The following is an 18,388-nucleotide window of genomic DNA, read 5'->3' on the forward strand; positions in this document are numbered from 1 at the left end:
GTGGACCGGTGCGTTCCGGCTCGTGTCGTTGCGTGTCGTCCCGTGCCGTCTGACGCCTCAACCCCTTCGCGCCCCAAGATCCGGAGTGTCCGCCATGACCACCGCCCCCGCCCGCCGGAAGCTGCCCGCCCAGCCGTCCGCGGCCCACGACCGCGCCGACCGACAGCCGGGCTACCGGGTCTCGTTCGCGCAGAGCGAGCAGGACGTCCGGGACGCGCAGCGGCTGCGCTACCAGGTGTTCGCCAACGAGATGGGCGCGGTGCTGGACTCGCCTCTGGCGGGGCTGGACGCCGACCCGTTCGACGAGTTCTGCGACCACCTGCTGGTGCGTGAGCAGGACGGCGGCGAGGTGGTCGGCACGTACCGGCTGCTGCGTCCGGAGCAGGCGCGCCGCGCGGGCCGGCTGTACTCGGACACCGAGTTCGACCTGACCCGGCTGGCCGGGCTGCGGGACGGCCTGGTGGAGGTAGGCCGGTCGTGCATCGCCGAGGCGCACCGCGGCAACGGCGCGGTGATCAACCTGATGTGGGGCGGTATCGCCCGCTACATGACGGCGACCGGGAACGCCTGGCTGGCGGGCTGCTGCTCGGTGCCGCTGGCGGACGGCGGCGCGACGGCCGCCGCGGTGTGGGACGCGGTGTCCGCCAAGCACCTCGCGCCGCAGGAGTACCGGGTGGCGCCGCTGAACCGCTGGGCGGCGGAGGACGTGGCCCGCCAGGGCCGTACGCCGCTGCCGGCGCTGCTGCGCGGCTACCTGCGCCTGGGTGCCTGGGTGTGCGGCGAGCCGGCGTACGACCCGGACTTCAACGTGGCCGACATGTACGTGCTGCTCTCGCTGGAGCGCACCGACCCGCGTTACCTGCGGCACTTCCTGGCCGCGGCGGCGGAGGTCCCGCTGGCCTCGATCATCGGCAACTCGGCGGTGGACGGCGGCACTTCGGGCGGGACGGCGACGGCGGCATGAGCGTCTGGCTGCCGACCGCGCCGTGCACGCCCGGCGACTGTGTGACGGTGAGCGGCCCGCAGGTGGCGGTGCCGCGGCGGGTGCTGCGGCTGGCCGGGTGCGTCTCGGTGCTGTTCGCCGGCGTGGTGGCCGTTCCGCTGGTGAAGGCGCTGGCCTGGCTGCCGGCGGAGCGGCTGGTGCGGGTGTGGTCGCGGCTGCTGCTGTCCTCGCTCGGGGTAAGCGTCCGGCCGATCGCCGTGCCGGGCAAGCAGGTCGGCGGTTCGCTGCTGGTCTCCAACCACATCTCGTGGCTGGACATTCTGCTGGTCGCCGCAGTGCGGCCGGGCCGGATGCTGGCGAAGACCGAGGTCGGCCGGTGGCCGGTGCTCGGCCCGCTGACCTCCTGGGGCGGCACCATCTTCATCGACCGGGACCGGCTGCGGGCGCTGCCGGAGACGGTCGAGGAGATCGCGGTGGCGCTGCGCCGCGGCGAGCGGGTGGTGGTCTTCCCGGAGGGCAGCACCTGGTGCGGCCGCGGCGGCGGCCGGTTCCGGCCGGCGCTGTTCGAGGCGGCGGTCCGCGCGGACGTGCCCGTGCAGCCGCTGACCCTGCGGTACCGCACCGCGGACGGCGCGAGCACCGCGCCGGCCTTCGTCGGCGAGGACGGCCTGCTGGCCTCGCTGTGGCGGGTGGTGTCGGTGCGCGGCCTGGCCGCGGAGGTCGAGTTCCTGCCCTCGCTGCCGCCGGCGCTCTTCCCGGGGCGCCGTCAGCTCGCGGCTGCCGCGCAGCGGGTGGTGGACCGTCAGCGGTACACCGACGACGTGCCCGGCTTCCCGGACTGCGCGACCTGCGGCGGCGGCGCCGCCCTGGCCGCCCACCCGTCGGAGAGCCCGGTGCGCACCCCCGTCGGTCAGTGACCGGGCCGGCGGCGTAGCGCGCCCACGCGCCGTACGCCCCGGCCCGGCCCGGATCGGCTTCTCGTTGCCCGGGATCGGCTCGGATCGGCTCGGCTCCTCGCAGTCCGGCTCCTCGCAGTCCGGCTCGGCTCGCCGCGTGGCCCGTCGGCGGACTGGCCAACTCGCCTGAAGCCACCGGTCAGCGCGGGTGCCGTGGTCCGACTCCCGTATGATCGGGCGAGTTCACATTGGCGAGGAGGTGCCCGATGCAGGTGGACGAGGAGGCCGTCGGCGCGGTGCTCAACCGGCTGCGCCGCGCGCAGGGCCAGCTGACCGGCGTGATCGCGATGATCGAGGCCGGCCGCGACTGCAAGGACGTGGTCACGCAACTCGCCGCCGTGTCACGCGCGTTGGACCGCGCCGGGTTCAAGATCCTGGCCAGCGGGATGCGCCAGTGCGCGGCGTCCGGCGACCAGGACGCGCCGATGACCGAGGCCGAACTCGAGAAGATGTTCCTCACCCTGGCCTAGCAGCGCAGTTCGGGGCTCGACACGGGGCGCACTCCGCGCCATTGCGCAGGAACGCGAGCATGCCCAGCACCCGGACGTTCACCTGGCACCGCTCGACGCCCACCGCGAGGCCCCGGGGTGGAACCGCAATCAGGAGTGGCCGCTCGGCCGGGGTCGTCAGGCGAGTGCGAGGAACAGCTTCTCCAGCTCGGCCTCGCTCATCGGTGCGCCGCCCTCCTCCGCCTCGGCCATGCACTGCCGCATCCCGCTGGCGACGATCTTGAACCCGGCGCGGTCGAGCGCCCGCGACACGGCCGCGAGCTGGGTGACGACGTCCTTGCAGTCACGTCCGGCCTCGATCATCGCGATCACGCCGGCCAGCTGGCCCTGCGCACGGCGCAGCCGGTTCAGCACCGCGCCGACGGCCTCCTCGCCCACCTGCATGGGTCTCCTCCTCGCATTCGGCGACGGCTTCCGGGCCGACCGCTCCGTGTTCTCCGCCATCGGTGCCGCACGGCGCCGGGTGACGCGGGTGCCACGCCGGGACGGGGTGCAACGCTCCAGTCATACCCCCGCCCGTATGAACCGGCGCGGCGGACGGCACATTCCCGACCGCTGCGCCGGGTTCCCGTCTTCCCCGTCCTTCCCCGGCCGGGGGCCGTTCCGCCACTCAGGCGGCGGTCTGCCAGGCGCCGTAGCCGCCGAGCAGGTCGGAGGTCCGCTCGAAGCCGTGGTGGCGCAGCAGGCTGGCCGCGATAGACGAGCGGTGGCCGCCGGCGCAGTGCACCACGACCTCGCGGTCGGTCGGTATCTCGCCGAGCCGGTGCGGGAGTTCGGCCAGCGGGAGGTGCACCGAGCCCGGGATCATGCCCTCGCCGCGTTCCGCCTCGCCGCGCACGTCGACCACCAACGGCGGCTCGGCGCCCGCGAGTTCCTCGCGCAGGTCGGCGACGGTGCGGCGCGGGGCCTGCCGCATCTGCTCCGGCACGGTGCGGAACTCGCTTTCCGGGTCGGCGAGATAGCCCGCGACCCGGTCGAACCCGATCCGGGCCAGCCGGATCACCGTCTCCGCCTCACGGCCTTCCGGGGCGACCACCAGCAGCGACCACGCCGGGTCGAGCACGGTGCCGGACTGCTCGGCGAACCGGCCGTCCGCAGGCACGTTGATCGCACCGGCCAGGTGCCCGGCGGCGAACTCCTGCGGGTCACGGGCGTCGACCACCACCGCCCCCTCGGCGCGCCGGGCCAGGAAGGCCGCGCCGTCCAGCGGGACGGTCAGCGCGGCGGCGTCGAACAGGTCGCGTTCGCGCCGGTTGAGGTCGGCGTCGTAGCCGAAGTAGCCGGGGGCGGCCGGTTGTCCGGCGGTGACGATCGCCACGAACGCGTCCTCGCTCATCGGCGCGCAGGCGTAGTTGGTGACGCGCTGCTGCCCGATGGTGGACTGCCGCTCGGTCGACAGGTTCTTCCCGCAGGCGGAGCCGGCGCCGTGCGCGGGGTAGACCCGCACCTCGTCGGGCAGTGCCATCAGCTTGCGCTGCACGCTGTCGTACAGCATCCGCCCGAGCTCGTCGGCGGTGACACCGACGGAGGCGAGCAGGTCGGGGCGGCCGACGTCGCCGATGAACAGCGCGTCCCCGGTGAGCACCCCGTACGGGACGGCGTCCCCGGCGCGCTCGCGGACCAGCACGCTGATCGACTCGGGCGTGTGGCCCGGGGTCTCGACGATCTCCAGCTCCACCTCCCCCAGGCTGATCCGCTCACCCTCGGCGAGCTTGCGGATCGGGTACTCGGTCTCGGCGCGCCGCCCGTACCCGATCCACGCGCCGGTCCGGGCGGCGAGTTCGAGGTGGCCGGAGAGGAAGTCGGCGTGGAAGTGGGTGTTGATCACGCCCTCGACGGTGAACCCGCGGGCCTGCGCCTCGGCGAGGTACTCGTCCACGTCCCGGCGCGGGTCCACCACCACGGCGCGGCCGGTGGTCTCGTCGGCGATCAGGTACGAGGCCTGGGAGAGGCAGTCGAGGTAGTACTGGGCGAAGAACACGGGTGTCCCCATCTCTGCGTCGGGTGACGTCTCCGAGTCGGATGACGTCTCTGTGCCGGATGACGCCGCCGCGTCGGATGGCGTCCCTGCGTTCGGATCACGTCTCTGCGTCGGGCGGCGAGTCGGTTTCGGCGAGCCGGATACCGGTCGCTCCCCTCGGTGAGCGATACCCCCACGGGTATTATTCCAGGCACTTCTCGCCCGGCGGACCTCCGGACACATACCGGTGGGGGTATATGCTCGACACCGACGATATACCCCCGCCGGTATCTCCGAGCGGCCCGCAGCGGCCCCGGGCAACGGCGGAACCCCGGAACCGCCTGCGGGAACCGCCCCGCATCCGCACACCAGGAGGACACCGTGGCCTGGTCCCACCAGCCGTCCGCACCAGCCCAGCTCGACCCCGCCGAGGCCCACCGCCTGGCCGCCACCGGCGCGGCCGTCCTGCTCGACGTCCGCGAGCCCGAGGAGTACGCCGAGGTGCACGCTCCCGGCGCCGTCCCGGTCGCGCTGGACACCCTGACCGACGGTGGTGTGCCCGCCGTGATCGGTTCGCGCGTGGTGCTGGCGGTCTGCCGCTCGGGCAACCGCTCGCAGGCGGCCACCGACCTACTGGTCTCGCTCGGCGTCCCGGCGGTGAACGTGGCCGGCGGCATGCGGGCCTGGGTACGGGCGGGTCTGCCGGTCCACCAGGGCGAGTGTTGCTGCGGCAGCGCGATATGACCGCGGTCGTCCTCGCGCTGGCGGCCGGCGCGGTGGTCGGGCTGGCCCTCGGCGGGCTGGGCGGCGGCGGCAGCATGCTGGCCGTCCCCGCGCTGATCTACCTGATCGGGCTCACCCCCGGCACCGCCACCACCGCGAGCCTGCTGATCGTCGCCGCGACCTCGGCCACCGGCCTGGTCGCCCACGCCCGCGCCGGCCGCGTCCGCTGGCGCAGCGGCCTCCTGTTCGCCACCGCCGGCCTCCCCACCGCCGCCCTCGGCGGCGCACTCTCCAGCCACCTCCCCGGCCCGGCCCTCACCACCGCCTTCGCCGCCCTGGCAGCCCTGGCCGCATGGCGCATGCTCACCACCGCCGCGCCCCGCCCCGCGACTGACGACACGTCGGTCCCGCAGACCGCCGACGGCACGTCAACCCGGCATGCAGCAAACGCTTTCCCGCCGCTCGCCCAAGCGGACGGCTGCCCGGCCACGCTCGTTGCGGCAGCCCCGCACGCCCCCGGCCCGGCCGCTGAGAGCGCGTCGCCCCCGCAGGCCACCGACGGCGCGTCAACCCGGCGTACAGCAAACGCTTTCCGGTCGGCCTCCCCGGCCGGTGGCCGCCCGGCCACGCTCCTCGCGGCAGTGCCCGCTCCGCGGGCTGCGTCGGCGCGGCGGTCGGCGGCCGCTGGTGCCGGGCTCGGGGCGGCTACGGGGTTGCTCGGGGTCGGTGGTGGATTCCTCGCGGTGCCCGCGCTGGTCTCGGTGCTGGCGTTCCCGATGGCAGAGGCGGTAGGGACCAGCCTGCTGGTGATCACCCTCAACTCGCTTGCCGCGCTGCTCCCCCGGCTCGGCGGCGCGGCGGAGATCCCGTGGGCGGTGGTGGGCCCGTTCGCCGCCGCCGCGATCCTCGGCGCCTGGGACGGCAAGCGTCTCGCCGCCAAGCTGTCCGGCCGCACGCTGCAACGCCTGTTCGCCGGCGCTCTGCTCACCGTCGCCGCCCTGATGCTGCTCGACGCCGCGCTCTGACGCCCACGCCCACGCCCACGGCCGCGCCCACGCCCGCGCCCACGCCCGCCGCGATACCGCACCGCGCAGTCCCGCGCTCAGGCCCTCTCGCCCCCGGTGCCCCACCACCGTCCAGTCCACCCCCGCCCGGAACCGGCCCCCGCCGCCCGGACGGGTCACCCCATCCCCCCATCCCCCGAAAGGCCATCCCCCATGACCACGCCCCTGACCGTCGACCAGCTCCAGCCCCGGCTCCAGCAGCTGACCGTCATCGACGTCCGGTCTCCCGGCGAGTTCGCCGGCGGCCACATCCCGGGCGCGCACAACGTGCCGCTCGACCGGCTCGCGCAGGCGCTGCCCGCGTTGCGCGCGGCCGCCGCCCGCGGCGAACTCGCGGTCGTGTGCGCGTCCGGCGCCCGCGCCCTGAACGCCTGCGAGCAGCTCGCCGCGGCCGGTATCACCGCCCTGCTGGTCGAGGGCGGCACCTCGGCCTGGACGGCGAACGGCGGCGAACTGAACCTCGTCCCGGGTGTGAAGCCGCGCTGGGCGATGGACCGTCAGGTCCGGCTGGTCGCGGGTTCGCTGGTGCTGGCCGGTGTACTGATCGACGTCGCGGTGCCCGGCGTCCGCTGGGTGTCCGCGGCGGTCGGCGCCGGGCTGCTGTACTCCGCCGTGAGCAACACCTGCGCGATGGGCAATCTGCTCGGCCGGCTGCCCTACAACCGCCCGCGCGACGCCGGCCGGGCCCTGGAGGCGACCCTCGCCACCCTGCACGGCCGGCCCTGACGCACCGCCACCACGCCCGCACTCACGCCCGCGGCCGTTCCTGACGGCCCGCCGCCGTGCCGCGGCCGGCCGATCGACGGGATCGTCATCGACCGGCCGCGGCCCCCTGCGCGCTCGACCCGTTGCCCAGGGCACTGCTCGGGGCACTGCTCGGGGCATTGCTCGAGGCGCTGTTCGGTGTGCAGGACGATGCGGGTGCGGTGGTGTCGTGGTGGCCGGCCAGCCAGAAGCCGATCAGCAGGCCGGCGGCGCCAAGTGCCTTGTGCCGGTTGCGCTTCCACCAGGACGGCGTGCCCGCCGCCATGAACCGGAGCTGGGTGAAGTCCGGATGCTCACTCGGCGGCGCGTCCTTGAACATTCCCATAGCGGGTGAACCTCCTCTCGCCGTCGGGGAGTTCATGACCATACGCCCGGATCATCTTGATCGCTGGTAATTAATCCCGTTTCCGGGGGTGGCGCGCGCCCCCGCGCGCCCCCTGGAACCGCGGGCAGCACGCCCCCGTCCAACCGCCGACGATGCGTCAGCCGACGGAAGGGAACACCGTGAACCGCCTCCGCGCCACGACCGCGCTCCGCGCACCTGCCACCCTCGCCACCGCCGCCCTCGCCACCGCTCTCGCCTGCGCTCTCACCGCCTGCGGACCGACCTCGAACGGCACCGCCTCGATCGCCCGCGCCACCTCCCCCACCCTCCTCTCCGAGACAACGCCGACGGCACCGACACCCCCACCTGCCTCCCCGACATCCCCGCCCGCCTCCGCCACGCCCGCCGTGCCCGCGCAGCTGGACGTGGCGGCCGAGGCGCTCGCCGAACAGGGCCGGGGCGCGTTCTCCGACGTCTGGGGCGCGCTCGCGGTGGACGGTGACGGCGGGCGTGTCGTGCTGTACGCGACGGACCTTCGGCGCGGGCAGGAGCTGGTGGACGCGGCCCGCCAGGCGCACCCGGAGACCACCGCCACGCCGGTCGAGGTTCGTCGCTGCGCCTACACCGCGAAGGCGGAGCAGCAGGCGACCCAGCGCATCCTCGACCGGCAGCGGACGGGCGGGTTGCCCTTCCCGGTGTTCGCGGTGGGGCCGATGGCGGACGGCAGCGGGGTGCAGGTGCATGCGTCGGAACAGGCGCTCGGCGACGCCGCGTTCACCCGCCTGGTGCGCCAGGCCGCCGGGGAGGTGCCGGTCAGCTTCCAGGTCAGCCGACCGGTGATACCCGCCGACGCCGTCGCGGCGCAGCCGCCCCGGTGACACGCGCCCAGGGCAGCGTCACCAGAACAGCGCCACCGGAAGAGCACACCGGGGCACCACCCACCGGAACAGCGCCCTCAGAACAACGAACGATCAACGGTCCGTCAGGACTCCGGCCGACGGACCGTCAGCGCCGAGTCCCGCCGGGTCACCAGTGGGCGGGCTTGGCCAGGCCGGCGGGCAGGCGGGTGGTGGAGTCGCCCTGGGCGGCGTTGAGTTGGGACTGGGTGACGAAGAGCGCGTCGGTGAGGTCGGCGCCGTGCAGCTTGGCGTCGCGCAGGTCGGCGCCGATCAGGTCGGCGCTGCGCAGGTCCGCGCCGGTGAGGTCGGCGGCGATCAGGTAGGCGCCGCGGAGGTTGGCTCCGCGCAGGTCGGCACCCTTCAGCCTGGCGCCGATCAGGTCGGCGCCGCGCTGGTTGCGCTTCTTGCCGGGCACGGCGGCGCGGGTCGACTCGCTGGCGCGGAGCAGTAGTTCGCTGACCTCGGCGCGAAGGGCGGGGACGTCGGCGGCGATCAGGGTGGCGGCGTCCTGCCGGGTGAGTTCCTCGACGGCGTCGAGTGCGCGGCGCAGTTCGGCGTGCACGGGGCGGGCCCGGGGCAGTTCCAGTGCCTCGGACAGGTACCAGAGGAGTTCGTGGAGTTGGCGCATGACCGGGAAGGCGGCGAACATCTGCCGGGCGGTGTCGCGGTCTTCGCGCCAGCTGGTGCCGCCGAAGGTTTGCTGGGAGATCTTCTGTCCGGCGCCGAGGCAGTCGAAGACGGTGCAGCCCTGGTAGCCGCTGCCGCGGAGCTTGGCGTGGATGCCGCATCGGTAGTCGGTCTGCAGGTTGCGGCAGGGGGTGCCGGCGTCCTTGGTGGCGGCGAAGTCCGCGGACTTGGCGAAGGGCAGGGCGACGCAGCACAGGCCGAAGCAGTTGGAGCAGTCGGCGAGCAGGTCGAGCCTGCGGCCGGTCGGGGCGTCGTGGTGCTGGTCGGTCACGGTACGGGGTCTCCTGCGGCGCGCGGCGGGGGCTGGCGTGCACGGAGCGTCCGGCACCGGGGTCGGGGCTCCGTACAGGTCCCATTCTCCCTGTTCCCGCAGCCCGCCCCACCCACCGGGTCACCGGCCCCCGCAGCCCGCCCCACCCACCGGGTCACCAGACCCCGAGGACCGCCCGGCCCACCGGGTCACCGGCCCCGCCACGCCGCCGCACCCACCGGGTCACCCGGCGGGTGTTCCCGCGCGTCGTCGCCGTCTGCGCGGCCGGGCGCGGCACAGTGGTGGCAGGACGTCTCGGACCGGCGGAGCGGCCGTCGGCGATCGGGCTTCGGAGGAGCAGCGTGGGCATCACCGGTGACTGGTACAGCGAGTTGGGCTCGCACATGCGGCTGGTGGCCGGTCCGGACGGGGCTCTGACCGGGACGTACCTCTCGGCGACGGGCCGGGCGAGTGGCACGTACCCGCTGGTGGGGCGGATCGATCCGCCGCGGGAGAGCGGTCACGGGACGGCCGTGGGCTGGGCGGTGGCCTGGCAGAACGAGAACAGTGACGCGGGTTCGGTGACGGCGTGGAGCGGCCAGTACCAGGAGAGCGAGGTGGAGCGGATCTCCGCGACGTGGCTGCTGACCAGGTCGGCGGAGGCCCCGGACGCCTGGGAGTCCACCGTCGTCGGGCACGACCTGTTCACCCGCCGTGCGCCGGATCCGGCCCGGCTGGAGGAGCTGCGGCGCACCGCCCGCCCGCTGCCGCACCCGGTGTCCTGAGCCCGAGTCGCAGGGCCTGGGCCCTGATCACGAGCCGTCGGACCTGCGCCCGAGCCGTCGGACCTGAGCTCGAGCCGTCGGACCTGAGGGGGCGTCACCCGCTCGCGCCACGACGAGGGTTCGGCCCGAACAGAAGATCACAGAACCGCAAAAACCCGCTTACCACTCTGCACAGCAGGGGCCTCCCGTTCCAGGCCGGACGGGTACGCCGAGTAGGGTGCGGACCCCGGGTTCGGATCACCCGGGCGATGCGGCACCGAACTGTGCGGGATGACGACACGCTGTGCGCGATGACGGCTCGGCAGGGGATTTCTCGAGGGAGGACTCAGGGGTGCAGCCCGATCCTGCGGGCCACCGCTCGGCGGACTCCCTGTTCAGGGCTGCCGCGGAGGCGCTCGCGGTCGGCCCGGATGCGCTGGCCGGCGCGCTGCTGGGCCAACTTCCCGTCGGCGTGGCGGTGTTGGACGAGTCACTGCGCTGGCGGTACCTGAACCCGACGTTCGCCCAGGTCACCGGCGTGTCGCCGGCCGACGTGCTGGGGCGACCCGCCCGCGACTCCGCGGCGGTGCGCCGGGTGCTGGCCGACGGCCGCCCCCGGACCGGGACCTTCGGCGGGCGCGCCGCGGACTTCCGACGGCTGGAGCTGTCCGGCCGTGCGGCGGGCGTCCTGGTGGTGCTGCCCCGCGGCGCGGACGTGCACCGGGCCGAGCTGGAGCGGGCCCGGAGCCGGTTCGCGGTGCTGGACGCCGCCGCGGAGCAGATCGGCACCACCCTGGACCCGGACGCCACCTGCGCCGAGCTGGCCGCCTTCGCGGTCGCCGACGTGGCCGACCTGGCCGTCGTGGACGTGCTGCCGCTCGACGCGCCCGAGCACAGCACGGCGGCCCGTCCCCGGCTGCGCCGCGCCGCGGTGGACTGCGCCGAGCCGTTGCGGGCCCTGCTGCCCGCCGACCTGACGGGCGGACGGGTGCGCTTCCGGGCCGGCTCGGTGGCGTACCGGGCGCTCACCTCCGAGCAGCCGGTCACGGCGGCGCCGAGTTCCGCCGAGGAGCTGTCGGCCGCCGCTCCGGACGAGGCGTTGCACGCCGTGTTGCGGACGGTGCGTGCGGACTCGCTGGTGGCGTTGCCGCTGCGGGCCCGCGGCCGGCTGATCGGCGTCCTCACCCTGGCCCGGGCGCACGGGAGTGCGCTCGGCTTCACCGACGCCGACACCGAGCTGTTGGCCGAACTCGCCGGGCGCGCCGCGCTCGCCCTCGACCACGCCAGGCGCTACGCCCGCTCGCAGAACATCGCCCTGGAGCTGCAGCGCGCCCTGCTCGCCGAACCGGGCAGCCCGCACCCCAACCTCGAACTCTCCTCCCGCTACCTGCCGTCCGGCACCACCTCGGTGGTCGGCGGCGACTGGTACGAGACGGTGCGGCTCCCGTTCGGCCGGACGCTGCTGGCGATGGGCGACGTGATGGGCCACGGCGTGGAGGCCGCGGTCGACATGAGCAACTACCGCTCGATACTGCGCTACGTCGCCGCGATGGACCTGCCGCCGCACCGCATCCTGCGCCAGCTCGACACGCTGATCGCCGACGAGGCCGACGCCCGCCCGGCGACCTGCGTGCTGGCGCTCGCCGACCCGGCCCGGGCCCGCTGGACCCTCGCCAGCGCCGGGCACCTGCCGCCTGCGCTGCTCACCGCGGAGGCCTCCGAGCTGCTCGACGTGCCCACCGGCCCGCCGCTCGGCACCGGCGTCGGCGGCTACGAGCAGACCGTGGTGGAGCTGCGCGCCGACCACGTCCTGCTGCTGTACACGGACGGCCTGGTGGAGCGCCGCGGCGAGGACATCGACGTCTCGCTGGCCCGGCTCGCCGCACTCCGACTGCCCGTCACCAGCCCGCTCGACGCCCTGCTGGACGCCACCCTCACCGCACTCACCCCGCACGCCGCCGAGGACGACATCGCCCTGCTCGCAGCCCGCGTACGACACCGCGACTGACGGACCGTCGGCCCGTCCGGCGCGGGCACCGCCACCCTCCCGAGCACGGTCATCCCCCGGGCACGGTCACCTTCCGGGCCGGGGGCCATCCCCGACGGTATCCGGCCGACAGCGGACCACCCGTCAGGTCGAGGACGGCGCCGGCCGCGGCGAGCAGCGGCGCCGGGTCGCCGTCGGTGCAGAGCGTGCGGTGGGCGGCCAGCAGCTCCGCGCCGAGGACGGGGTCGGCGGCCAACAGGCGGCGCGGGAACCACTTTCCGGTGCCCGTCCAAGCCCGGCGGTGGTCGGAGAGCAGGTCGCCCGCGGCCTCGACGACCGCGGCTCCCACGGCCAGCGCCTCCAGCGGGTCGGGCGTGTCACGCAGGTCGTCCAGCAGGTCGGTCAGCGCGTACCGCCGGTTCTCCGTCTGCTCGCCGTCGAGCGGCGCCGGCCCGGCGGCGAGTTCGGCGGCGGTCTCCCGCTTGAGTCGCGCGGCGTGGCCGTGCCGGTCGACGAGGATCAGGCCGGTCGCGTACAGCTGCTGGACGACGGCGCGTCGGGAGGCCGCGTCGACGGCGCGCAGTTCGGCGAGCCCGGTCCGGGTGTGGGCGAAGACCTCGACCACCCGGCCCTCGTGCCGGAGCGTCTCGCGGTAGGTCTCGGCGTCGTCCGGCAGGAGGACGGCCAGGTCCAGGTCGCTGCCGCTCCTGGCCCGTCCGGCCGCGATGGACCCGGCCAGCACCACGGCCGAAGCGTCGGGGAACAGCTCGGCCGCGAGGCGTTCTGCCTGGGCGATCATCTCGTCGTGCATGCGGGCAGCCTTTCACGCCGCGCGTGTGCCCCGCGTCCGTGACCCCGTTCCGGCGGTAGCGCCTCCGTGGCCCGGTTCCGGCAGTGGCGCGCTCGTGTCTCAGCTCCGGCGGTAGCGGGCCCGGCGGGCGCGGTCGGCGGCGTACGCGGCGCCGATCGCGAGTGCGGCGACCGCGCCGGCTGCCAGCCTGCTGCCGGCGAAGTCGAGCCCCCAGGCCAGCACCACCAGGAAGGCGACCACCGGCAGCAGCACCGCGACCATCGTCTGACCGAGCACCGCGACCGTCCCGCCCCGGACGTACGACCGCTGCTCGGGAGCCGTCTCGGAGTCCGCGGCGGTCGGCCAGTAGAACGCGGTGGCCCGCCGGGCGAGCGCCGAGGTCGCCTTGACGTTGGCCCGGCCCATCACGGGGATCCACACCACGGGGACGAAGAACCCGACCACCAGGAACAGCGCGATGCCCACCCATCCGGCCACCCGGCGCAGCCGCCCGCGCGGTGCCTCGTCGAGCGCCACCAGGCCCAGCAGGTACGCCATCCGCCGCAGCAGGTCGAGCCGCACCGCCAGCGCCGACGACTTCCCCCGCACCTCCCGCACCTCCCGCACCTCCCGTCCACCCTCCCCGGACTCCCCGGACTCCCCGGACTCCCCCGACTCTCGCGGCTCGGTCTCGGCCCGCTCCGTCGGCGGGTTCGCCAACGCGGCCCGGGCGTCCTCGGTGGTGGCGTAGACGCCCTGGAGCACCAGCAGTTCCGCGGCCCGCTGGGTGTCGTCGCCCACCGTGCCGGCGAGTTCGGCGAGCTCCAGGACCATCCGGGCCTGGGCCAGCATGCCGGCGCAGAACGCGACGGGCACCAGGAGGATCAGCGGGCCGCCCACCACGCAGCCCTCCACCATGGTCAGCCTGATGCCCTTGGTGATGACGGCGGACCGCTGCTCCCCGACGGTCCCGTTGAGGCCGCCCAGGGTGTCCTCCGCGCGGTGCCGTTCCTGACGGACCGCCAGCTCGGCGAGGTGCTCCGGCAGCCGCGCGGGGTCGTGCCGCACCGCCCGCCACAGCTCCACGGCCGCACCGCCGTGCTCAGCCCGCCCACCCAGCTCTTCCACCGCTCCAGGCTATCCGGGAATATCGGAGGAATCGCACTATTCCTGGCATCATGCCGACGGGGTGCGGGGGACGGCTCGCCCCCCGCACCCTGCCTGGCCCTGCCGGGCCCTGTCTGGCTGCTACGGCGCGGCGGCGCCGGTGGCGGTGATCTCGGCGGCGCTGGTCCACGGTCCGCGGTTGCCCGCCTCGGTGAGGGCGCGCAGTCGCAGGTAGCGGCCGGGCTTCGCGGTGAACGTCACCGATTTCTGGGTGGCGGTGTCGGCGAAGGTCCCGGTGGCGACCGGGGTGCCCCAGGAGGTGGTGCTGTCGGAGACGTAGACCTCGTAGGAGCCGATCCGGCCGTTGACGCCGCCGTCCTGCCGGGGCAGGTAGCCGAGGCCGTCGACGGCGTAGCGGGCGCCGAGGTCGATCTGGATGTCGTGCGGGAGCTGGGCGGTGGTCTGGTACCACTGGGTGTGCCAGAGGGTGGCGGGGTTGCCGTCGATGGCGTTGGCGGCGGCGCCGTTCTCGCCGACGGTCTCCTGGCTGTCCGCCGAGACGACCTTCCAGCCGGCCTGCGGGATGGGGCCGCTCGAGGTGACGGAGGTGCCGGTGGGCAGGGTCAGGCCGACGGCGGTGACGCTGAACGCCGTGCCGGTGGCGTAGTTGCCCGCCTTGACCCACAGGACGCCCGAGCGGTCGGCCGGGTCGAAGTACCAGCCGGTGCTCGCCGCGGTGTACGCGGCCTTGCTGCCCAGCTGCGGCAGGACGGTGGACCCGACCTTGACGCTGCTCGGCGCGGCGGCCGCGTGCAGGGTGAACTCGTAGTCGCGGTTGGCGAGTTGCCCGGTGTAGCTGCCGGTGGCCGCGCCCACCGCGAGGGTGACGTCGCCGGTGCCGGCGGCGGGGGCGGTGACGTTGACCTGCTGGCGGGCGTAGGCGCCGTTCTGGTAGGCGCGGGTGGTGCCGTCGTCCTCGTACAGGTTGAACGAGGAGTTCCCGCGCGGGTAGACGTCGTAGGTGAGCGTGCTGGCGGGCTTCTCGCCGGTGTAGTTCATCTGCGGCCACATCGGCACGACGGCACCGGACTTGACGAGCAGCGGGAGGGTGTCGAGGGGTGCGTTGTAGCCGTTGAGCCAGCCCGGGCCGGTGTAGGTCTTGCCGGTCCAGTAGTCGGTCCAGGTGCCGGCGGGCAGGTAGATGCCGTCCCGGGTGGCGGTGTCGGTGACGACGGGTGCGACCAGGAAGGAGTCGCCGGCCATGAACTGACCGCTCGTCAGGTTGCCTCGGGCGACGGGGTCGTTGGGGTACTCCAGCACCATCGCGCGGGTGGAGGGGACGCCGGTGTCGGTGGCGACCCGGCTCATGGTGTACAGGTACGGCATCAGCCGCATCTTCAGCTGCAGGTACTTGCGGTTGATGGACAGGTACGGGTCGGCGTACCGCCACGGCTGCTTGTCGTTGTACCCCGTCTGCGGGTTGGTCGCGCCCCAGCCGGACATGGTCATGAAGGCGGGGGTGAAGGCCTTCCACTGCAGGTCGCGGACGTACGTCTTGGGGCTGCCGTCGTAGATGCCGTCGATGTCCCCGGACGCGTAGTTGAGGCCGCTGAGGCCCGCGCCGGCGATGGCCGGGACGTGCCAGCGCATGGCGTCCCAGGTGCCGTGGGTGTCGCCGGTCCAGACGACGGCGTTGCGCTGGGTGCCGGACCAGCCGTCGACGGTCCAGACGAAGCGGCGGGCGTCGGAGTTGTTCTCGATGCCGGCCACGGCCTGGTTGACGCCGGTGAAGGCGGTCTTGTAGCCGCCGCCGATCCACGCCACGTCGGTCTTGACGGCGCGTGAACCCGCCGTCCCCACTTCCCAGTTGATGTTGTTGAGGCCGGTGGAGGTCCACAGGCCGGTGTTGAAGCCCTTGGCCTTCAGGTCACTGACCGCGGTGGGCAGGTCGGTGTAGCCGCAGCCGTAGCCGTCGTTGGGCAGGAACCAGCCGGAGGGCATGTCGGCGGCGCGGGCGTCGGTGGCGTAGCCGACCACGTCCGGGGTGGTCTGGTGGCGGGCCCGGGTGTGGTCGCCGGTGTAGCTGGGGTTGGAGGCGTTGAAGCAGTCGGCGTTGCCGAGTTCGAGGCCCCACTCGGGTGCCAGGAACGGCTTGCCGGTCACGTCGGTGTAGCCGTTCAGCACGTCCTTGAGCGAGTTGCCGGCGAAGTACCAGGCGTCGAACCGGCTCTCGTTGTGGGTGAGTTGGGTGGGCGCGCCGAAGTTGTAGGAGCCCGCCGCCCAGGTGTTGCGCATCACGCCGTAGCCGTTGGTGGACATGTAGAACGGCGCGGGGCTGGCGTTGGTGCCCTCGGTCCACTGGTTGGAGACGGCGACCGGCACGGTCTTGTCGCGCAGCGCCCATTCGCCGAGGTGCAGTCCGGTGCCGTAGAACTGCTCGTCGGCGCCGCGGCTGAGGTACTGGGTGGTCTGCGAGGTGGTCCAACTGGTGGGCTGGGACTCGGCCCAGACCAGGGTGGCGTTGTCGGCGCGGTACAGCGCGAAGCTCAGCGGGGTCTTGTTGATCCGCAGGCTGATCGCCGAGGTGCCGATCCGCCAGTAGCTCCCGGCGTCGGTCAGGGTGCCGCCGACGGTGCCGAAGTCGGTCTTGATCGCGAGGTCGGTGCCGGCCGGGTCGTTGGTGAAGGCGCCGTTGGGCGAGAGCCAGATCCGGAAGATGTCGGCGCGGGCCAGGACGACCCGGGCGGCGGCGCCGCCGGAGGTGGCGACGGTGAAGGTGTCACCGCTGCGGGTGACACCCGTGGCGTTGCCCGCCGTTGAGGGTTGGGCGGCCCGGGCGGGGCCGAGGACGCAGAACAGCGCGGCGACCAGCAGCACGGCGAGGGTGAGTGCCGTGCGGCGCTGGCCGCCGCTGCCGGGCCGGGGCAGCAGGGAGGGTGAGGCGGAACGCATCTGAGGGATGCCTCCTGGACGAGGGTCGGGTGGTCGTGGGACCGCGGGCACCGGCTCGACCCGAGTGGGGGTTCCCAATTCACCGGTGGGGCAGTGCGGTTGGGCGGACCGTGCCGAGCCGGCGAGTTGAGCGGGACACATCGCACCAGGTAGCTCGACTTGGCGTCAAGTGTTCGTTCCACTCGGGTTATGCGCATCTTTGCGCACAGTGCGCAGTCCGTTTGCGCGAAACACCAGGCCCACCGGACCACCTGTCCACACAGGTGTGCGGAAATGGCGACAGACGTTCGCCTGTAAGAAAGATCCCTTTGGCTGGGCGCACGCCAAACCCGGCAACAACGTTGGCATGCGAGTCGCCATCGTCACCGAATCCTTCCCGCCCGAGGTCAACGGCGTGGCCCACAGCGTGCTGCGGGCCGCCGAACACCTCGTCCGGCGGGGTCACCAGCCGCTGGTGATCACCCCCGCTCCGGCCCGGGGCGCGCACTGCCCGCCGCAGTCCTTCGGCCCGGCCCAGGAACCGCTGCCGGTGGTGCGCATTCCGTCCGTTCCGCTGCCCCGCTACCCGCAGGTGCGGATCGCGCTGCCCAGCCGCAAGCTGACCGCCGCCCTGACCGCCCATCAGCCCGACGTGGTGCACCTGGCCAGTCCGTTCATCCTCGGCGCACGCGCCGCCCGGGTCACCGAGCGGCTCGGCCTGCCGACCGTCGCCGTCTACCAGACCGACCTGGCCGGGTACGCACAGGCGTACCGGATGGGCCGCGGCATCGGCTCCGCGATCGCCTGGTCCCGGATCCGCTCCGTGCACCGCGCCGCCGCCCGCACCCTCGCCCCGTCCACCCCGGCCGCCCAGGACCTGACCGCACACGGCGTGCGGCACGTCCGGATCTGGGCCCGCGGCGTCGACTCGGTGCGCTTCCACCCGGCCCACCGCGACGAGGCGCTGCACCGCTCGCTGGCGCCCGGCGGCGAGGTCCTGATCGGCTACGTCGGCCGCCTCGCCCCGGAGAAGCGGGTCGACCTGCTCGCCGAGGCCTCCCGGCTGCCCGGCGTGCGGGTGGTGGTGATCGGCGACGGGCCGAGCGCGCCCGCACTGAAGGCCGCCATGCCCGGCGCGGTCTTCCTCGGCCGCCGCACCGGCGAGGAACTGGCGCGCTGCTTCGCCTCCTTGGACGTGTTCGTGCACACCGGCCCGCTGGAGACCTTCTGCCAGACCATCCAGGAGGCGATGGCCAGCGGCGTCCCGGTGATCGCCCCCGCGGTCGGCGGCCCGCTCGACCTGGTCGGCCACCAGCGCACCGGTCTGCTGGTCGCCCCGCGCGACCCCGCGGCGGTGGCCCGCGCCGTCGCCGCCCTCGCCGCCTCCCCCGAACTGCGCGCCCAGTACGGCGCGGCCGGCCGCGCGGACGTCACCGACCGCACCTGGGAGGCCGTCGGCGACCAGCTGATCCAGCACTACGAGGACGTGCTCGCCGAGCACCGCGGCGAGACGCCCGTCGCCACCGTGCTGGACCTCGCCGAGGCCGCCCGCAAGACCCCGCCCGCCACCGCCGTCCCGACCCTCCCGACGCCCCGTCAGCCGGTCGCGGCGGCCGGTTCGGACACCGACCGGCGCGGCGAGCCGCAGGCCCCCGCCGACGAGGCGGTCGCGCCCGTCCAGCCCGCCGCGATGACCGCACCCGCGGGCCCGTCCGGACGTCCCGCCGC

At 74.2% G+C, this 18,388-nt stretch carries 16 protein-coding genes and 1 pseudogene; 10 read left to right on the top strand and 7 right to left on the bottom strand.

Features of this window, described 5'->3' with window-relative positions; all coding sequences use genetic code 11:
- Window positions 1-94 precede the first annotated feature (94 nt).
- From ACWD4U_RS03050 to ACWD4U_RS03060, 3 genes are all read left to right on the top strand, one after another.
- Window positions 95-964: a GNAT family N-acetyltransferase gene (locus ACWD4U_RS03050; protein WP_363453558.1), complete on the top strand. Its 870-nt coding sequence runs from the start codon at window positions 95-97 to the stop codon at window positions 962-964.
- Window positions 961-1,860, top strand: coding sequence for a lysophospholipid acyltransferase family protein (locus ACWD4U_RS03055; protein ID WP_363453556.1), 900 nt, complete (start codon window positions 961-963; stop codon window positions 1,858-1,860). The genes ACWD4U_RS03050 and ACWD4U_RS03055 overlap by 4 nt, the downstream gene beginning before the upstream one ends.
- Window positions 1,861-2,105: 245 nt before the next feature.
- Window positions 2,106-2,369, top strand: coding sequence for a metal-sensitive transcriptional regulator (locus ACWD4U_RS03060; RefSeq protein ID WP_363453554.1), 264 nt, complete (start codon window positions 2,106-2,108; stop codon window positions 2,367-2,369).
- A gap of 156 nt (window positions 2,370-2,525) precedes the next feature.
- Here ACWD4U_RS03060 and ACWD4U_RS03065 read toward each other — a convergent pair whose 3' ends face one another.
- Both ACWD4U_RS03065 and ACWD4U_RS03070 read right to left on the bottom strand, forming a co-directional pair.
- Window positions 2,526-2,792 carry a metal-sensitive transcriptional regulator gene (locus ACWD4U_RS03065; protein WP_363453552.1) on the bottom strand — a complete coding sequence of 89 codons (267 nt, stop codon included), beginning with the start codon at window positions 2,790-2,792 and terminating at the stop codon, window positions 2,526-2,528.
- Window positions 2,793-3,018: 226 nt separating this feature from the next.
- On the bottom strand, window positions 3,019-4,389 hold the full coding sequence (locus ACWD4U_RS03070) for a rhodanese-like domain-containing protein (RefSeq protein WP_363453550.1): 1,371 nt from the start codon (window positions 4,387-4,389) through the stop codon (window positions 3,019-3,021).
- A 360-nt stretch (window positions 4,390-4,749) separates the two neighbouring features.
- Here ACWD4U_RS03070 and ACWD4U_RS03075 point away from each other — a divergent pair, with 360 nt between their 5' ends.
- From ACWD4U_RS03075 to ACWD4U_RS03085, 3 genes are all read left to right on the top strand, one after another.
- Complete coding sequence (locus ACWD4U_RS03075) at window positions 4,750-5,112, top strand: rhodanese-like domain-containing protein (protein WP_363453548.1); 363 nt, start codon at window positions 4,750-4,752, stop codon at window positions 5,110-5,112.
- The gene (locus ACWD4U_RS03080) at window positions 5,109-6,116 is read left to right on the top strand and encodes a sulfite exporter TauE/SafE family protein (protein WP_363453546.1); all 1,008 of its coding nucleotides are present in this window, start codon (window positions 5,109-5,111) and stop codon (window positions 6,114-6,116) included. The genes ACWD4U_RS03075 and ACWD4U_RS03080 overlap by 4 nt, the downstream gene beginning before the upstream one ends.
- A 192-nt stretch (window positions 6,117-6,308) precedes the next feature.
- Window positions 6,309-6,881 (top strand): rhodanese-like domain-containing protein, encoded by a 573-nt coding sequence (locus tag ACWD4U_RS03085; protein ID WP_363453544.1) that lies wholly within the window; start codon window positions 6,309-6,311, stop codon window positions 6,879-6,881.
- Between the two features lie 85 nt (window positions 6,882-6,966).
- Here ACWD4U_RS03085 and ACWD4U_RS03090 read toward each other — a convergent pair whose 3' ends face one another.
- Window positions 6,967-7,245, bottom strand: a complete 279-nt coding sequence (locus ACWD4U_RS03090; RefSeq protein WP_363453542.1) for a hypothetical protein — start codon at window positions 7,243-7,245, stop codon at window positions 6,967-6,969.
- A 179-nt stretch (window positions 7,246-7,424) separates the two neighbouring features.
- Here ACWD4U_RS03090 and ACWD4U_RS03095 point away from each other — a divergent pair, with 179 nt between their 5' ends.
- On the top strand, window positions 7,425-8,123 hold the full coding sequence (locus ACWD4U_RS03095; protein WP_363453540.1) for a hypothetical protein: 699 nt from the start codon (window positions 7,425-7,427) through the stop codon (window positions 8,121-8,123).
- A gap of 148 nt (window positions 8,124-8,271) precedes the next feature.
- Here the strand turns inward: ACWD4U_RS03095 and ACWD4U_RS03100 are convergent, their stop codons facing one another.
- Window positions 8,272-9,102, bottom strand: a complete 831-nt coding sequence (locus ACWD4U_RS03100) for a pentapeptide repeat-containing protein (protein WP_363453538.1) — start codon at window positions 9,100-9,102, stop codon at window positions 8,272-8,274.
- A gap of 341 nt (window positions 9,103-9,443) precedes the next feature.
- Here ACWD4U_RS03100 and ACWD4U_RS03105 point away from each other — a divergent pair, with 341 nt between their 5' ends.
- Both ACWD4U_RS03105 and ACWD4U_RS03110 read left to right on the top strand, forming a co-directional pair.
- Window positions 9,444-9,866: an avidin/streptavidin family protein gene (locus ACWD4U_RS03105; RefSeq protein WP_363453536.1), complete on the top strand. Its 423-nt coding sequence runs from the start codon at window positions 9,444-9,446 to the stop codon at window positions 9,864-9,866.
- Between the two features lie 331 nt (window positions 9,867-10,197).
- Complete coding sequence (locus ACWD4U_RS03110; RefSeq protein WP_363453534.1) at window positions 10,198-11,853, top strand: PP2C family protein-serine/threonine phosphatase; 1,656 nt, start codon at window positions 10,198-10,200, stop codon at window positions 11,851-11,853.
- A 49-nt stretch (window positions 11,854-11,902) separates the two neighbouring features.
- Here the strand turns inward: ACWD4U_RS03110 and ACWD4U_RS03115 are convergent, their stop codons facing one another.
- The 3 genes from ACWD4U_RS03115 to ACWD4U_RS03125 all read right to left on the bottom strand — a co-directional run bounded on the left by ACWD4U_RS03115 (window position 11,903) and on the right by ACWD4U_RS03125 (window position 16,681).
- Window positions 11,903-12,643: a nucleotidyltransferase domain-containing protein gene (locus ACWD4U_RS03115; protein WP_363453532.1), complete on the bottom strand. Its 741-nt coding sequence runs from the start codon at window positions 12,641-12,643 to the stop codon at window positions 11,903-11,905.
- Window positions 12,644-12,742: 99 nt separating this feature from the next.
- Entirely contained in the window at window positions 12,743-13,750 is a 1,008-nt protein-coding gene (locus ACWD4U_RS03120) for a hypothetical protein (RefSeq protein WP_363453530.1), read from the bottom strand.
- Window positions 13,751-13,870: 120 nt separating this feature from the next.
- Window positions 13,871-16,681 (bottom strand): TIM-barrel domain-containing protein, encoded by a 2,811-nt coding sequence (locus ACWD4U_RS03125; protein ID WP_363453528.1) that lies wholly within the window; start codon window positions 16,679-16,681, stop codon window positions 13,871-13,873.
- A gap of 346 nt (window positions 16,682-17,027) precedes the next feature.
- Here ACWD4U_RS03125 and ACWD4U_RS03130 point away from each other — a divergent pair.
- Window positions 17,028-18,164: pseudogene (locus ACWD4U_RS03130) on the top strand (glycosyltransferase family 4 protein); the annotation flags it as partial.
- Window positions 18,165-18,388 lie beyond the last annotated feature (224 nt).

The organism is Kitasatospora sp. NPDC002522 (assembly GCF_053595195.1).

Coding starts and splice junctions, on each gene's coding strand:
- ACWD4U_RS03050 (WP_363453558.1), top strand. CDS start 95: ATGACCACCGCCCCCGCCCGCCGGAAGCTGCCCGCCCAGCCGTCCGCG.
- ACWD4U_RS03055 (WP_363453556.1), top strand. CDS start 961: ATGAGCGTCTGGCTGCCGACCGCGCCGTGCACGCCCGGCGACTGTGTG.
- ACWD4U_RS03060 (WP_363453554.1), top strand. CDS start 2,106: ATGCAGGTGGACGAGGAGGCCGTCGGCGCGGTGCTCAACCGGCTGCGC.
- ACWD4U_RS03065 (WP_363453552.1), bottom strand. CDS start 2,792: ATGCAGGTGGGCGAGGAGGCCGTCGGCGCGGTGCTGAACCGGCTGCGC.
- ACWD4U_RS03080 (WP_363453546.1), top strand. CDS start 5,109: ATGACCGCGGTCGTCCTCGCGCTGGCGGCCGGCGCGGTGGTCGGGCTG.
- ACWD4U_RS03085 (WP_363453544.1), top strand. CDS start 6,309: ATGACCACGCCCCTGACCGTCGACCAGCTCCAGCCCCGGCTCCAGCAG.
- ACWD4U_RS03090 (WP_363453542.1), bottom strand. CDS start 7,245: ATGGGAATGTTCAAGGACGCGCCGCCGAGTGAGCATCCGGACTTCACC.
- ACWD4U_RS03115 (WP_363453532.1), bottom strand. CDS start 12,643: ATGCACGACGAGATGATCGCCCAGGCAGAACGCCTCGCGGCCGAGCTG.
- ACWD4U_RS03125 (WP_363453528.1), bottom strand. CDS start 16,681: ATGCGTTCCGCCTCACCCTCCCTGCTGCCCCGGCCCGGCAGCGGCGGC.